Origin of the sequence: Bacillus sp. AFS040349, from assembly GCF_002577655.1 — a bacterium.
Lineage (GTDB): Bacteria > Bacillota > Bacilli > Bacillales > Bacillaceae > Metabacillus.
The window spans coordinates 24,976-40,283 of sequence record NZ_NUMC01000099.1 but is presented as its reverse complement, the minus strand read 5'-3'; the positions used below and the strand labels follow the sequence as shown (position 1 = coordinate 40,283).

Annotated in this window: 16 protein-coding genes; 3 read left to right on the top strand and 13 right to left on the bottom strand. The window is 35.6% G+C overall.

Going from position 1 to position 15,308, the window contains the following annotated elements:
• Positions 1-220 precede the first annotated feature (220 nt).
• Positions 221-1,093, bottom strand: a complete 873-nt coding sequence (locus COD11_RS19815) for a nucleotidyltransferase-like protein (protein ID WP_098798601.1) — start codon at positions 1,091-1,093, stop codon at positions 221-223.
• Positions 1,094-1,346: 253 nt separating this feature from the next.
• Between COD11_RS19815 and COD11_RS19810 the strand changes: the two genes are divergently transcribed.
• Complete coding sequence (locus COD11_RS19810; RefSeq protein ID WP_098798600.1) at positions 1,347-1,703, top strand: YgzB family protein; 357 nt, start codon at positions 1,347-1,349, stop codon at positions 1,701-1,703.
• Positions 1,704-2,336: 633 nt separating this feature from the next.
• Here the strand turns inward: COD11_RS19810 and perR are convergent.
• From perR to COD11_RS19770, 8 genes are all read right to left on the bottom strand, one after another.
• Positions 2,337-2,774: a peroxide-responsive transcriptional repressor PerR gene (gene perR / locus COD11_RS19805; protein WP_098798599.1), complete on the bottom strand. Its 438-nt coding sequence runs from the start codon at positions 2,772-2,774 to the stop codon at positions 2,337-2,339.
• Positions 2,775-2,911: 137 nt separating this feature from the next.
• Entirely contained in the window at positions 2,912-3,865 is a 954-nt protein-coding gene (locus COD11_RS19800; RefSeq protein WP_098798598.1) for a D-2-hydroxyacid dehydrogenase, read from the bottom strand.
• Positions 3,866-4,060: 195 nt separating this feature from the next.
• Positions 4,061-5,170: an aminopeptidase gene (locus COD11_RS19795; RefSeq protein ID WP_098798597.1), complete on the bottom strand. Its 1,110-nt coding sequence runs from the start codon at positions 5,168-5,170 to the stop codon at positions 4,061-4,063.
• Positions 5,171-5,241: 71 nt separating this feature from the next.
• Positions 5,242-5,712 carry a thioredoxin-dependent thiol peroxidase gene (bcp, locus tag COD11_RS19790; protein WP_098798596.1) on the bottom strand — a complete coding sequence of 157 codons (471 nt, stop codon included), beginning with the start codon at positions 5,710-5,712 and terminating at the stop codon, positions 5,242-5,244.
• A 68-nt stretch (positions 5,713-5,780) separates the two neighbouring features.
• The gene (locus COD11_RS19785) at positions 5,781-6,071 is read right to left on the bottom strand and encodes a potassium channel family protein (protein WP_176551156.1); all 291 of its coding nucleotides are present in this window, start codon (positions 6,069-6,071) and stop codon (positions 5,781-5,783) included.
• Between the two features lie 222 nt (positions 6,072-6,293).
• Entirely contained in the window at positions 6,294-7,079 is a 786-nt protein-coding gene (locus tag COD11_RS19780; protein ID WP_098798594.1) for an ABC transporter permease, read from the bottom strand.
• 4 nt (positions 7,080-7,083) lie between these two features.
• On the bottom strand, positions 7,084-7,875 hold the full coding sequence (locus tag COD11_RS19775; RefSeq protein ID WP_098798593.1) for an ABC transporter permease: 792 nt from the start codon (positions 7,873-7,875) through the stop codon (positions 7,084-7,086).
• A 9-nt stretch (positions 7,876-7,884) separates the two neighbouring features.
• Positions 7,885-8,901: an ABC transporter ATP-binding protein gene (locus COD11_RS19770; RefSeq protein ID WP_098798592.1), complete on the bottom strand. Its 1,017-nt coding sequence runs from the start codon at positions 8,899-8,901 to the stop codon at positions 7,885-7,887.
• A 166-nt stretch (positions 8,902-9,067) separates the two neighbouring features.
• Between COD11_RS19770 and COD11_RS19765 the strand changes: the two genes are divergently transcribed.
• Both COD11_RS19765 and COD11_RS19760 read left to right on the top strand, forming a co-directional pair.
• Positions 9,068-10,357, top strand: a complete 1,290-nt coding sequence (locus COD11_RS19765; RefSeq protein WP_098798591.1) for a glutamate-1-semialdehyde 2,1-aminomutase — start codon at positions 9,068-9,070, stop codon at positions 10,355-10,357.
• A gap of 181 nt (positions 10,358-10,538) precedes the next feature.
• Positions 10,539-11,606, top strand: a complete 1,068-nt coding sequence (locus tag COD11_RS19760) for an aromatic acid exporter family protein (RefSeq protein ID WP_098798590.1) — start codon at positions 10,539-10,541, stop codon at positions 11,604-11,606.
• Between the two features lie 76 nt (positions 11,607-11,682).
• On the opposite strand, the gene COD11_RS19755 is transcribed toward COD11_RS19760, so the two are convergent.
• The 4 genes from COD11_RS19755 to COD11_RS19740 form a co-directional block, all read right to left on the bottom strand.
• Positions 11,683-13,425 carry an ABC transporter ATP-binding protein gene (locus COD11_RS19755; protein ID WP_098798589.1) on the bottom strand — a complete coding sequence of 581 codons (1,743 nt, stop codon included), beginning with the start codon at positions 13,423-13,425 and terminating at the stop codon, positions 11,683-11,685.
• A gap of 161 nt (positions 13,426-13,586) precedes the next feature.
• Positions 13,587-14,117: a nucleoside tri-diphosphate phosphatase gene (gene ntdP / locus COD11_RS19750; protein WP_098798588.1), complete on the bottom strand. Its 531-nt coding sequence runs from the start codon at positions 14,115-14,117 to the stop codon at positions 13,587-13,589.
• Between the two features lie 452 nt (positions 14,118-14,569).
• Entirely contained in the window at positions 14,570-14,824 is a 255-nt protein-coding gene (locus tag COD11_RS19745) for a YgaB family protein (RefSeq protein WP_098798587.1), read from the bottom strand.
• Positions 14,825-15,035: 211 nt separating this feature from the next.
• Positions 15,036-15,236, bottom strand: a complete 201-nt coding sequence (locus COD11_RS19740; protein ID WP_098798586.1) for a gamma-type small acid-soluble spore protein — start codon at positions 15,234-15,236, stop codon at positions 15,036-15,038.
• Positions 15,237-15,308 lie beyond the last annotated feature (72 nt).

Sequence of the window (15,308 nt, the reverse complement as noted above, 5' to 3'; positions counted from 1 at the left end):
GTTAATCGAAATTAACGTTGGCACGCTTGGTTTTGTTTAGTTTTCAAAGATCATTTAATGTCGTTCTCTCAGAAGCGACTTTATTAATATAACATCTTCAACCTAGAACGTCAACTCTTTTTCAAAAAAGTTTTTTTACCGTTTAAGAAGAAAATAAGCGACGCTGCTAACACTTAAGTAACAGCGACGTTTAATAATATATCACCTACAAAAATTAAAGTCAATATTTTTTCTCAAGAAAATATATACGATGATAGATCCCTTTACCTTTTGTTTGTTTTCTTTCTATAGATATGTATTGCTTCTCAACTAAAAATTCTAAAAGGACACTTAAGTCTACAGAGTAGTATTTTAACTCTGGATGTTGATATAACTCATCGAAGTACCATGAATCTTTTTCAGACATAACAGTTAGTATGTGTGCTGCCCCAATTTCTGTCTTAGAATGAATTAGGAAATCACTTGCTAAGAAAAGTAATTCTAATCTTTTCTCTAGTGATTCTTCACTCTCCACTAATTCTTTATACAATTTATAAATTTGCGGCTCTATTTGTTTTACCTGGTTCCATACCGTTACCTCAGGATAGTAGCCCCTGTCAATCACTTCAAGTCTTGCTAGATGATGTAACGCGTGAACAACATGATTATAAGTATCTAACAATTGCCTTGATTCGAAGAACTCCTTACCCTCTAAGTACCTTCGAACCAGCTTTGCAAATTCAATGCCAATTTTCATTTTCCTTTCACTAAAAGGAAATGTTTTTAATCGGTCAATTAGTTCTATTATGTATTCATTACGATCAAAAAGAATTTTCCCATTCAGGATCCAATCTACAATCCTTCTATTTGTACCTAACAGGATGGACTCGTTCAGATCACCATTCGTCATCACCGTTAAAGATGCTTTTTTATCTTCATATTCATAATGTTTAACAAATAAAGCCTGCTCAGCTTCGTTTACAATAACCAGTAAAGCTACATCTAAATTATCAGTTAAAGGGGAGGTTTGGTTCCGCTTTTCAATCATGATAATGGCTAAAGTATTGGTATGACTTGCTCGTTCTTGATAAATAGGACGGAGAATATTTTCCATCAATCTTCCTCCCTTATATGGGCTTTACTAAATGTTTCTACATCTCATTGTCAAAACCCTTTACTTTCAGAGTCACTTTAAAAAAACAAGTTTTTATGTAAATTTAGTAAACAATTTATCTATTATATAACCTGTGCTATATTTAAAAAAGCGCAAGTATCTTATGACCAAAAGAAGCTTGTTACTTATATCTTTCACTTTAAAGGTGACAATTGCAAACGAACTTAAAATTTATCTATTCTAGGAGGTCAAAATGGCTCGTAAATATACTAGTAAAATAAATAAAATAAGAACCTTTGCTTTAAGCTTAATATTTATAGGGTTTATTATTATGTATATTGGGGTATTTTTCCGAACAAACATGTGGGTTATGACGATCTTTATGATGTTAGGAATGCTTTCGATTATCGCAAGCACCGTTGTTTATTTCTGGATCGGTATGCTCTCGACAAAAGCCGTACAGGTTACTTGTCCATCATGTGGGAAACCGACAAAGATACTTGGTCGGGTAGACATGTGTATGTATTGTAAGGAACCTTTAACATTGGACAAGGATCTTGAAGGAAAAGAATTTGATGAAAGTTATAATAAAAAGAGTTTAAACAAATAAAGAAGAACGGCTTAAATATTAATGAATTAAAAGACAAGAAATGACCATCAAATTGCACACACTGCATTGATGGTCATTTTTATTTATATAAAGAGTTTCCTCTTCAAAAAATATGCGTATGATTTCATTCTGCTTATCTATGTAAAAGCATGCACATTCCTTTTTTGCGTATGCTTTTTACCCCATTTCACTTTTAAACAATACACAAATGGATAATTCTTGCATTTTTGATCACTTTTAATATCATTTTTCCCTTTTTTTGTATTATGCGTATGGTTTCATACCACCTATCCTATATAAAAGCATTCACATTCCTCTTTTGCGTATGCTTTTTACCCCTTTTTACTTCAAAACAATACGCAAATGGATAATTATCACATTCCCTACCACTTTTTTTATCATTTTCCCCTTTTTCTGTATTTTACGTATGATTTCATTCACCTATCTATACAAAAACATTCACATTCTTGTTTGCGTATGCTTTTCATCCCTTTTTACTTAAATACAATACAAATGTGGCCCACTTTCCTTTAATAGGGTTATTTCATATCTCGCGAACGTAAGCAAAGCCCATTTCTCCAATACGACTGACTGTTACAACAAAAAAACAAGCTGTCCAAAAGACCAGCTTGTTTAATGTGTTTCTTTCTTTTCACAACTACTGCACACACCGTAAATCTCCATTCGATGGTGACTTACATTAAATCCCGTTACATGTGCAGCTAACGCCTCAACTTCATCAAGTCCTGGGTAAGAGAAATCAACAATCTTTCCACATTTCTCACAAATTACGTGATAGTGGTCTGACGTTACAAAATCAAAACGACTTGATGCATCGCCATACGTTAATTCCTTTACAAGTCCAACTTCACGAAATACCCTTAAGTTGTTATAAACTGTGGCAACACTCATATTAGGGAATTTTCCTTCTAACGCTTTATATATATCATCGGCTGTAGGGTGTGTCATGGAATCGACTAAGAATTCAAGTATAGCATGACGTTGAGGTGTAATACGTACTCCTGTTTGTTTTAAGGCATCCAACGCATCTTTTAATTGATGTTCAGACATTCGCCATGCACCTCACTTCTAAAAACATTCTTACTTTATAATCTTTATAATTAGTGTACATTGTGAGAATCTCTTTTGTCAAACTTTCTTTATATAAGAGTATTATTTACCAACAGCTTTCATTCATTCTCTTTGATCTAATATCTTTTCTCTAATGCTATGATATTTTCCATACTTGTTAATTGATGATGACAATAGTACTGAAGGTTTCTATGAAAGATCACCATTACTCTAGGCAGATAATTCTTTGTAATCCCTGAGAGATGAGGCGTAACCGTAACATTGTCCATCTCCCAAAATGGATGGTCCTCAGCTAAAGGTTCTTTTTCAAACACATCTAGCACTGCATGTTTAATTTTGTTTTCGTTAAGTAATGGAATGAGGTCATTCTCAACAACTACATCTCCTCTTCCGATATTAATAAAAACAGAATCTTGCTTCATTTTATAGAAAAAGTCTTTATTTAAAAGCCCTTTTGTTTTTACAGTGCTTGGAAGAACAGAAATCACAAAATCTGCTTCTGCTAGAGGAATTGAAATTCCATCCATACTATAGGCACGGTCAAAATGCTCTACTTTTCTTCCATCACTGTTGACACCTAAAACTTTCATCCCGAACGCTTCACATAGCTTAGCCGTTTGAATCCCAATCGCACCGGTACCTATAATTAAAACAGTTTTTCCGTATAGCTCTTCCATCCTAACTCGTCTATTCCAGTTATGTTGCTTTTGATTTTCAATTAACACCTCAGCTTGCCTTGAAACCTGTAGCATCATGGATATACAATATTCGGCCATCGGTATAGCATGTACCCCTTTAGAGTTTGTTACAGTAATATTTCGCTCCTCAAGAATAGCGAACGGAAGTCGGTCAATCCCAGCGGAAGCAACCATAATCCATTTTAGATTATCAGCCGCTTTAATATGCTCCTCAGTCAAATCCTCTCCATAGGTTAAGATCACTTCTGCTTCTGGTATAAGATCCTTTGCTTCATTTATCTTTTTATCATGATGAAACGTGATATCCGGAAAACTCTGAGAAAGTTCTTCTTTTAAATAATCTGGTAATTTCACAGTTGATAATATTTGCACAATGAAATCCCCCTTTATGTATTAAAACTGTTATGGCTCGTGTTTCCTAATAACATAAAAAGAGTGCGGAACACGGGTCCGCACTTCAATCCGGCGCTAACATTTGAGGAGGTAATGCCTTCCCTAATACATTACGCTCTAATTCCTATTTTGGCTGGACGTTTGCCTTACCTTTTTAAAATAGGCTCATACTTTTTACTTAAGATTCTCCTGGTTTAATCCCTCGAGTTCAGGTAACACAAATTGACCATCTTTTCGGATTAACACATCGTCAAAATAAATCTCTCCTCCACCGTATTCAGGTCTTTGTATTAACACCATATCCCAATGAATGGCAGATTTATTTCCATTATCCGCTTCTTCATATGCTTCCCCCGGAGTAAAATGCAGGCTTCCACATATCTTTTCATCAAATAAAATATCTCCCATCGGCTCCTCAATAATAGGATGAAACCCAATTGCAAATTCTCCTATATATCTTGACCCTTCGTCTGTATCTAATATTTCATTAAGCTTTTTTGTTTGATCTGCAACAGCTTCAATGATTTTTCCATTTTCAAAGGTCAGCTTCACATCTCGGAACGTTGTGCCATGATATGGACACGGTGTGTTAAAGGAGATTGTTCCATTTACTGAGTCCCTAATTGGAGCTGTAAAGATCTCTCCATCTGGAACATTCGCTTCACCTGTACAAGGTACAACTGGAATTCCTTTAATAGAGAAGCTTAAATCAGTTCCTGGACCTGTTAGACGTACACGGTCAGTATTTTCCATTAACTTCTTTAATGGTGCAACGGCACTTGCCATTTTCTCATAGTCTACTGTACAAACCTCAAATAAGTAGTCCTCAAATGCTCTTGTACTCATTCCCGCTTTTTGCGCCAACCCTTTAGTAGGATAGTTTAATAGAACCCATTTACGATTGTTCACATAGAATTCTGATACCGGCTTCATGATTTCACCGCGTAACCTATGCTTTTCCATTGGAATATCTGCCATTTCAGCATCATTTTCCTCGCCAATAATAATAATGACTGCATCAACATCTTTGTAAACTTGCATTTGCCAGCTAGCTTGTGTTACTAATTGCTCTCTTTGATAATTTTTAGCTAAATGTAATGAAATTTCATCATCAAAAAGATCAACATAAGGATATGCTCCTAATGAATACGCTTGATCAATCAACTCTGTTATTAAAGGCTTTGTGTTTAGATGACCACGTATTAATACCTTTTCACCTTTTTTCACTTTTACCGAGTGATTCAGAAGCACAGATGCTAAGTTTGTTATTCTTTCGTCTCTCATATGGACACCTTCTACTTTTAAATTTTTCGTTATGTATTTTCAGCTCTGATTAATATCCATGTTTACCAATCTTAAGCTTTAACTTCCTTTATGTAATTCAAGGCTTCTTCAACATGATCCTTTACCTTGACTTTTCTCCATTCTTTAATGATTTTCCCTTCAGGATCTATAATAAAAGTGGAGCGCTCAATTCCCATATATTCTTTACCAAAGTTCTTCTTTAACTTCCAAACTCCAAAAGCTTCAGCTAGTTTGTTTTCATCGTCAACTAATAGTTGAAAAGGAAGATCATGTTTTTCTTTAAACTTTAGATGTCTTTCCTGTGGATCTGGACTTACTCCCAAGATGACAGCATTCAAATCTGAAAAGCTTTGATGTTGATCTCTAAAATCACAAGCCTCTGTTGTACATCCTGGTGTCATGTCCTTTGGATAAAAATATAATACAACGTACTTTCCTTGATAATCAGATAACTTAACCTTTTCTCCGTTATCAGCTACTAACTCAATATTCGGTGCAGTGTTTCCAACCTCTATTGTCATATTTATCCCTCCAAGAAGTGTTTGTTACACTAAGCGTAACCAACTTTAGCCTTTCGTACAACTATTAACTATTTTTCGTTCCCTATAACTGTACGAGCTAAAAAAACAGCTGGCAGGATATAGCCTATTAATGCCTCAAGGACAGCTAGAAAACGTCCCACTCCTACAGGAACAACATCACCATAACCAACGGAAAATAACGTAACCGCACTAAAGTACAAAGAGGTTAAAAGATTATCAAAGTAACCATCAGAAATTGGTATTCCAGCTTCATGAAGAACCGGAATATTGCTTTGAATACAAATCAAATAAATCATTCCAAATCCAATTAGTAAAGAAAGATAAAGATATGTAATCATAATTATTGTCTCAAAAGAGAGAAAATTTCTTTGAAAGCAAATGATAACAACACTTTTAAAGCTCATGAATATACAAACAGCAATACATATACAAAATATAAGTCCCACATTGCTCCCACCCTACTCAAGAACACACTTTGTACAATATATACAAGCTTAAAGGAGGTTATGAGAGAAAACGAAAAGGGCCAGACAAACTGTTGTCTGACCCTTCAAATATATTTAGTTTCCAGCACCTCTATATCTTTTAACTCCTGCGTTCCAAAGAAAAACAGAAAGACAAAAAAAGACAATCCCCATGACAGGAGTAAGAAAAGAGTACACATACCACTCATCTTTTCCTAGGAAAAAAGCTGCAGGATAAACCCCTACAAAAGCAAAAGGTAAAATCCACGTTAACACAAACCGAATAACGGCATTATAAATATCAACAGGGTAACGACCATAGTTCCCGATATTGTACATCATCGGCATAAGAGATGTTCGTGCATCTGACCAAAATCCAATACTCGCTAATGAAACAAAAATACCTGCATAAACGAGTGCACCACTAATCACAAATATAATAAACAAGATAAAATCGTACCACTCAAAGCTTAATCCAAGCTGTACAGACGCATATCCCATAATAATAATTCCTGTGATTGCTCCAAACAGTGACTCAAGCTCCATTCTCTCAAGAATAACCTGAAAAAGACTATGAATTGGTCTAGTTAATATCCTGTCCATCTCACCTTTTACAATATATCTTTCATTAAAGTCCCAAATATTAAAAAATGCACCAAACACTGCAAAAGGAACTAGGAAAAACCCATATATAAAGATAATTTCATCCCTGGTCCACCCACTTAAAAATTGAGTATGACCAAATACTACAAGGATAAAGACCAAGTTTGTTACTTGAAAAAGCATATCAGATAATAGCTCAACAACCATGTCAGCTCGGTATTGCAGCCTTGTTTTCATATATTGTCCAATGTATTGTGTGAACATTGAAAAGTAAAACATTCCCTCAACCTCCCTGTATGATCATTCGTTTTTTTGCTAATATCCAGAGAATTTGAATTGGAAGAAGTAACACAAGTGCCCAAAACCCTTGTAACAATATTGACTGCCATACTTCATTTCCTGTAATACCTTCCGTAAAGATCATACTCGGAATATAACTTATTGCTTGAAACGGAAAATACACCATAATGTCTTGAGCCCACATCGGATAAAAGCTTATAGGTAGTAAAAGTCCCGAAAACAGATCAATAATAACCCGCTTCGCTCTCATTAATCCATCATTATTAAAAAGGAAAAAGGTTAGCATACCTGTTATTAAGTTAATTTGGGTATTCACAATAAAACTAAAGATTAGTGAGCTCGCAAATAAAAGCCATGTTGTTCCATTTGATGAAAGCTCCAATGGGAAAACAAGTGCAACAATGACCATTCCTGGTACAGAAAAGAAAAATAACCGAAAGACACCCTCACCAAATGCCTGCATTGTTTTCATGCCAAGATAATTATACGGCCTGATAAGCTCCACAGCCACCTTACCTTCCTTTATTTCAAGCGCAATCTCACGATCAATATTATTAAAATAAAAAGCTCTTGCCATCCAAGAAACTGCAACATAAGTAGTCATTTGAACCGCAGATAATCCCTCAATTGACTCTTTACCACCGTAAATCGCAGTCCATAAAAAATAATAAGCACCTATATTAATACTATAAATTAAAATCCCACTGTAATAATTTGTGCGATAAGCAAGCATCATTAAAAACCGAATTCTTATCATTTCAATATATTTATCCATTATGTCACCTCAGCTTGAAAGAGCCTCTCCCTTTTCATAAATGTTTCGAATGACTTCTTCTGTTGAGATTTCTTTTACACTTAGATCTTTAATCTGATGTGTACCAACAACCCGACCGATAAGTTCTGACATTTGTGCTTCCTTATCGCTTACAAACGCAGTCCAAACATTTAGTTTATCTCCTTTTTGCCATTGAACATCAAGGTCCTGAGTGATAAAAGTTAATTGTTCCTGTACAATTTCTTCCGCAAACTGAAATTCTATTTGTTTTCCTTCTCCCCAGTGAGACCTTAACTTAGCTAAAGCTCCGTCATAAATAACACTACCTTCATCAAGCATAATGACTCGTTCACATAACGCTTCAATATCGGATAAATCATGTGTAGTAAGAAGAATTGTTGTTTTATATTTTTCATTCATTTCTTTTAAAAACTGACGGATTTTCAATTTAACAAGAACATCCAGACCGATTGTTGGTTCGTCTAAAAATAAAAGTGGTGGATTATGAATAAGTGCAGCTGCTAATTCACAGCGCATTCTTTGACCTAATGATAGTTTACGTACAGGTTTATCTAGCAATGGCCCTATATCTAAGGTGGCGATAACATGCTCCATATGCTCGTTATAATCTTTGTCTGATACTTTGTACACTTTCTTCAACAGACGAAACGACTCCTGAACCGCAATATCCCACCAAAGCTGTGATCGTTGCCCAAAAACAACCCCAATTGACTGTACAAACTGTTCGCGTTCTTTATGCGGATTCATCCCATTCACAAGAACCTGACCAGAAGTTGGTGTTAAAATGCCCGTTAACATTTTAATAGATGTTGATTTACCTGCACCGTTTTCACCGATATAACCAACCATCTCACCCTGACCAACAGTAAACGTAACATCATTAACAGCTGGAATTGTTTTATATTGTCTATTTAATAAATCACGAAACGCACCCTTTAAACCTTGACGGCTAGAGTACGATTTAAATTCTTTACGTAATTGGTTTACCTCAATAATATTTGTCATTTTACGTCCCTCCAAATTTGACCACAACTTATTAGTCTATCTAAAAACAGCCATTTCAACAAATGGTATGCATTGGAATCTATTATAATCTGACATTTTTCAATGTAGACTGTATTCATGATAGAATAAACATTGTTCCAAGTTTGATACATCATAGGAGGATAAAATGGAATTTACTAAGTCACATAAATTACATGAAGAAGCACTAAAACATATTGTTGGAGGAGTTAACTCTCCTTCACGTTCTTATAAAGCAGTTGGTGGCGGCTCTCCAGTTGTCATGGAAAAAGCAAACGGAGCCTACTTTTGGGATGTTGACGGCAACAAGTATATTGATTATTTAGCTGCATACGGGCCAATTATTACAGGACACGCTCATCCACATATTACAAAAGCCATTCAAAAAGCGGCAGAAAATGGGGTTTTATACGGAACACCAACTCCTCATGAGATTACATTTGCCAAAATGCTTAAGGAAGCTATGCCTGCTATGGATAAAGTGCGGTTTGTAAACTCAGGTACTGAGGCTGTTATGACGACAATTCGAGTTGCACGTGCTTATACTGGTCGAGATAAAATTATCAAATTCGCAGGCTGTTACCACGGACATTCTGATCTTGTACTTGTTGCCGCTGGCTCAGGTCCTTCGACATTAGGAACTCCCGACTCTGCTGGTGTACCAAAAAGTATCGCTTCAGAGGTTATTACGGTTCCATTTAATGAAATCGAACCTTTAAAAGAAGCATTGAACAAATGGGGAGATCAAGTTGCTGCAATTTTAGTTGAGCCAATTGTAGGTAACTTCGGAATTGTTGAGCCTAAACCCGGGTTCTTAAAAGAAGTGAATGAGCTAGTCCACAACGCTGGTGCGCTTGTTATATATGATGAAGTAATCACCGCTTTTCGTTTTATGTATGGTGGAGCACAAGACTTTTTAGGTGTATATCCTGACTTAACAGCTCTAGGTAAAATCATCGGTGGCGGGCTTCCAATCGGCGCTTATGGTGGAAAGAAAGAAATTATGGAACAAGTCGCTCCCTTAGGGCCAGCTTATCAAGCCGGCACAATGGCTGGTAACCCAGCATCAATACTATCAGGTATTGCTTGTTTAGAAGTACTTAAGCAAGAAAATGTTTATGAAAACCTTGATGAGTTAGGCGCCATTCTTGAAGAAGGTATATTAGCTCATGCTCGTACATACAATATTCCGATAACACTAAATCGTTTAAAAGGTGCATTAACGATTTATTTCACAGAGGAAAAGGTAACGAACTATGAGCAGGCAGAAAATACAGATGGTGAAATGTTTGCCAAGTTCTTCAAACTTATGCTCCAGCAGGGAATTAACCTTGCACCTTCGAAATATGAAGCATGGTTCTTAACAACTGCTCATACTAAAGAAGATATAGAAGAAACTTTAAAAGCCGTAGAGGTTGCGTTCAGCAAACTATCATAAAATAAACGTGAAAGACAGAGTACACGAGTACCCTGTCTTCACTTTTCTTTTTACAATTTTTCAGAATAGATGAACGTTTTAAATTTATGTAAAAAAGGGAAAGTGCATCTTGTAAATAGCACTAAATCGCTGTATAGTACGATATTGATTAAGTTCAAGAAAGGAATGTCACTAAACATACATGAAACTAGGTGCCCGTATCCTAAAAACAGGGATCGCTATTACACTTGCATTATTTTTAGCAACTGTCCTACAGTTGCCATCTCCGGCCTTTGCCGGTATTTCCGCTATATTCGCGATACAGCCGACAATTTATCGTTCTTATTTATCTATTATTGAGCAAGTTCAAGCAAATGTTATCGGCGCAGCGTTAGCAATTGGATTCGGTTTAATTTTTGGTTCCCATCCATTTGTTATCGGACTAACAGCAATCATTGTTATCGCAATAAATTTAAAACTAAAGATTGAAAGCACAATACCTGTTTCTCTTGTTACTGTTATCGCGATTTTAGAAAGCCCTGGTGAAGATTTCATTGAAATAGCATCCATTCGCTTTTTTACTGTAATGCTCGGAGTATTGGCTGCTTTTATTGTGAATCTAGTATTTATTCCGCCTAAATATGAAACAAAGCTTTACAACCTTGTCACATCTAATACAGAGGACATCATTAAATGGATTAGAGTGAATTTACGTCATGCTTCAGAACATAATGTACTAAAAGACGATATCGAAAAATTTAAAGAGCAAATGATAAAGCTTGATCAGCTTTATTTAAATTATAAAGAAGAGCGAAACTATTTTAAAAGAGAAACCTACTCTAAATCAAGAAAGCTTGTGCTATTCCGCCAGATGATTGTCACAACAAATAGAGCTTTAGATACCTTGAAGAAACTACACCGTTTTGAAAATGATCTCCATCATATGCCCGAGCACTTTCAAAAGGTCCTTGTTAAAGAATTGGATCATTTGTTGTATGTTCACGAAGAAGCATTACTTCGTTTTATCGGAAAAACAAAAACAATTCAATCAACTGAGTTGTTAGAAGAAGATAAATTTAATAAACAACATTTAATGGATGCTTATATGGAACTTCAACAAGATCAAAATTCTACTTACTTTTTTCATCTATTACCACTCGTTTCGACGATCATTGATTATAGCGAACAGCTTGAACACTTAGATACGCTCATCTACAGCTTCCACAGCTATCATAAGCAAGACAATGAAATTAAATTATCAGAAGAGTAGGGTTTAGCAGATGCTGACCCTATTTTTTGTTATGAAAATATAAAAGCACAATCTCCATAAGAAGATTGTGCTTTCACTAATCTAATTGCTGTATTTGAAATAATTTATAGTAATGACTTTGCTTATCCATCAACTCTTGATGTGTTCCTTCTTCTAACACGTTACCATCCTCAATCACGACAATTTTGTCAGAATGAGTGATTGTTGACAGGCGATGAGCGACAATAAAGGTTGTGCGTTCTTTTGCAAGGTTCTCAAGTGCTTCTTGAATAAGATGCTCACTTTCTAAATCAAGCGCTGAGGTAGCTTCATCTAAAATAAGTATTGGTGGATTTTTCAAAAACACCCTCGCAATGGATACCCTCTGTTTTTGTCCACCTGATAATTTAACTCCTCTTTCACCAACTTTAGTATCATATCCTTTTGGTAACTTTGTAATAAAGTCATGTGCATTGGCTGCTTTCGCTGCTGCAACGATCTCCTCTTCAGATGCCCCAGGCTTACCGATAAGAATATTCTCTCTCACAGTATTACTAAACAAGAATGTATCTTGAAGCACCATCCCAATTTGTTCTCTGAGACTTTGCGCTTCATAATCTCTAATATCAATTCCATCAAGTAAAATTCTTCCACCTGTAACATCATAAAAACGTGGAAGTAAGCTAACAAGAGTTGATTTACCTCCTCCACTCATCCCAACTAGTGCAAGAGTTTCACCTTTTTTCACCTTCAAAGATAACCCTTCGATAATAAGCGCTTCATCCTCCTGATAGCGGAAGGATATGTCCTGAAACTCAATTTCTCCTTTAACTCCATCAGCCTTTTTAGCATCTGGTTTATCTACCACTTCATATGGAACATCAATAAATTCAAACACGCGATCCATAGAGGCAAAGGCCTGTGTTAAAGTGGTTGAAGAATTAATTAGTCTACGCAACGGATTATATAGTTGTTCAATATAAGCGATAAACGCAACCATTGTACCTATTGTTAATTGCCCTTGAATAACTTGATACCCGGCAAAAGTGATAACAATTAACGGTGCAATATCAGTTAACGTGTTAACTACGGAAAAGGTTTTGGCATTCCAGCTAGTATGGGTAAGAGCTTTTTCTAGAAAATTTGCATTTTCCTTCGCGAACTGCTTCTGCTCAAATTCCTCCGTAGCAAAGCTGCGAATAACAGGCATACCCTGAACCCGTTCATGTAAATGCCCCTGAACTTCTGCAAGAGCCTGTGAGCGAACTCTTGTTAAGTGTCGTAATCTTCCGTAAAAGTATTTAACAGACAAACCATAAAGTGGAAAAAGAACAATTGAAACTAATGTAAGTTTTACATTCATTGAAAACATAATCCCAACGGCAATAATGATCGTCACAACATCAAGCCAAACATTCATCAGACCTGTTATGACGAAATTCTTTGTTTGTTCTACATCATTTATAACACGTGAGATAATTTCTCCAGCTCTTGTATTGGCATAATATCGCAAGCTTAATTTTTGTAGATGAGTGAAAAGTTGATCTCTTATATCATACAAAATTTTACTTGCTGTCCATTGTGCAAAGTATTGCCGATAGTACTCGACAGGTGGACGAATGACAACAAATAAAACAAACATAAAGCCCATAATGGTTAATAATTCTTTTGTTTTTTCTGCTTCTGTGCCGTTTCCGCCAATGATATTATCCACAACATGCCTAATTAACAGCGGCAATAATAACGGAATAGAAAACTTAATAACTCCAATAATAATCGTCCCTATAATTTGTAGACGATAAGGCTTTACAAAAGCCAAGTATCGTTTAACTACCCCCAAAAAAATCCCCCGTTTCTAATCTAACGCCAAACATTCGGTTCACGAACTAAAGCTGGTCATAGTAAGTCTTACTTGCATTGATACTCTTTCGTCCAGCTCAATATGAATCGTTTTACAATAATTAAAAAGGCTGACCCCATGAGTCACCCTTATTACATTTACTATTTTACGTATGTTAAATATCGTTCATACCACTCGTCAATAAATTCAGGTGCAAATGGACCTTTTTTCTGTCGAATCCAACGAAGTAATGTTTCGAGGTTTTTTCTTAAGATGAGATCAATAACTTCTGGATAATTCATTAGCTTACTATGCAGCTCATATTCATCTTCATCCAAAATTGTATATGTCATATCTGGATAAACCTTCACATCAAGATCATAGTCAATATACTTTAATGCTTCATCATCCCATACAAAAGGCGAACTAATATTACAGTAATAATATACTCCATCTTCTCTAAGCATACCTATAATATTAAACCAATGTCTGGCATGAAAATAGCAGATCGCCGGCTCTCTTGTCACCCATGTTCTACCGTCTGATTCCGTAACAATAGTTCTGTCGTTCCCACCAATAATACAGTGCTGAGAACCCTTCAATACAGTTGATTCTTCCCAGACTCTATGAATGTAGCCATTATGTTTATAACTATGAATTTGAATTTTGTCTCCTTCCCTGGGAAAGCCCACTTTTCTCCCCTTCTTTCGATTGGTTGCTTCGTGAAATCTATTTCACAACGTCTTCACCTTATATAGTTCCTTTCATTATAACGTTTGTCAGGGAAAAAAGAAAATAAAAGTGTTATAACTGTAAGGTTATATACTGTTTTGCAGGTTAGAATTATATGATAAGGGCGATTGGGAAGCTATTTTTTATAATAAGGCTAGTTCATATTCGAGGGTTTTGTTGTTCATATACTTGATGAACGACATTCCACTTCTTTTCCTCCTTCGTTTTGTCGTTCATACACCCAATGAACGACATTTCACTTTCTTTCCGTCTTCATATTGTCACTCATTCACCCTAACATCTAAACACTCCGCTCCACTCCTGCTATTGAACTTACTTTTCTCCAGAAGCAATAAAAAATCCAGCATAAATAAATGCCGGAATCGGAGTTAATTATTTTATTGAAAATGTTTCATGAAACAGTCTCAAACTTCTGATCTTCGTAAGACTGAATAACCTCTTCTGTTTGTCTTTCAAAGACTTGTTGAATTTTATTTAATTCTTCTTTCATTTGTGCGATTTCATCATGAATGGATTGGAGTTTAGCTTCGTCTTGTAGGGCAGCCAGTTGAGTTTTTATATCCTGACATCTTTCAATTTCTGACTGTAGGTATAATAATTTATCCATGGTTTTTAATTGCTCACCTACTAGTTGATCAAAATTCATGTTTATTCTCCTTTCAATAGAGATTCATAATCACTTTTGTATATTAAATTCTTCATAAATTTTTTTGATCCTTTGACTAGTTATGTAGAGGAACCGAAACTTTTGTCGTTTTAGAAAAATATCTCCGATGATTCGAAACCGCCCAAGCTTAAGCACAAAAGAAAAGACACCTCTCCACGCTGTGGGAAAGGTGTCTTAGAGCTTTAGCTAATTAAGAATTTTGGTTTTTGTTAGCTTCAGCTTGTTGGTTTTGTTGTTTAACTTGTTGTACGTTAGTTTCGCTCGCAAATTCAGTACCAAATTGACCTGCACCAGCTTGGCTACCTTGAGCACTTTGAGCGTTTTGTTGTTTTACATGTTGGATGTTAGTCCCTGATGCTGTTTTACCAGTTTGGAAATTGTTCTGTGCCATTCGATATCACCTCCACGAAATATAGATTGTCCTAGAGGTGAATTTAATATCCAACATATTTTAAAAAAAATT

Excerpts from the sequence above, each read along its gene's own strand:
- COD11_RS19785 (WP_176551156.1), bottom strand. The coding sequence starts at position 6,071 with ATGATTACATATCTTTATCTTTCTTTACTAATTGGATTTGGAATGATT.
- bcp (WP_098798596.1), bottom strand. The coding sequence starts at position 5,712 with ATGACAATAGAGGTTGGAAACACTGCACCGAATATTGAGTTAGTAGCT.
- COD11_RS19760 (WP_098798590.1), top strand. The coding sequence starts at position 10,539 with ATGAAACTAGGTGCCCGTATCCTAAAAACAGGGATCGCTATTACACTT.
- COD11_RS19765 (WP_098798591.1), top strand. The coding sequence starts at position 9,068 with ATGGAATTTACTAAGTCACATAAATTACATGAAGAAGCACTAAAACAT.
- COD11_RS19810 (WP_098798600.1), top strand. The coding sequence starts at position 1,347 with ATGGCTCGTAAATATACTAGTAAAATAAATAAAATAAGAACCTTTGCT.
- COD11_RS19740 (WP_098798586.1), bottom strand. The coding sequence starts at position 15,236 with ATGGCACAGAACAATTTCCAAACTGGTAAAACAGCATCAGGGACTAAC.
- COD11_RS19770 (WP_098798592.1), bottom strand. The coding sequence starts at position 8,901 with ATGACAAATATTATTGAGGTAAACCAATTACGTAAAGAATTTAAATCG.
- COD11_RS19780 (WP_098798594.1), bottom strand. The coding sequence starts at position 7,079 with ATGTTTTACTTTTCAATGTTCACACAATACATTGGACAATATATGAAA.
- COD11_RS19795 (WP_098798597.1), bottom strand. The coding sequence starts at position 5,170 with ATGAGAGACGAAAGAATAACAAACTTAGCATCTGTGCTTCTGAATCAC.
- COD11_RS19745 (WP_098798587.1), bottom strand. The coding sequence starts at position 14,824 with ATGAATTTTGATCAACTAGTAGGTGAGCAATTAAAAACCATGGATAAA.
- COD11_RS19815 (WP_098798601.1), bottom strand. The coding sequence starts at position 1,093 with ATGGAAAATATTCTCCGTCCTATTTATCAAGAACGAGCAAGTCATACC.
- COD11_RS19775 (WP_098798593.1), bottom strand. The coding sequence starts at position 7,875 with ATGGATAAATATATTGAAATGATAAGAATTCGGTTTTTAATGATGCTT.
- perR (WP_098798599.1), bottom strand. The coding sequence starts at position 2,774 with ATGTCTGAACATCAATTAAAAGATGCGTTGGATGCCTTAAAACAAACA.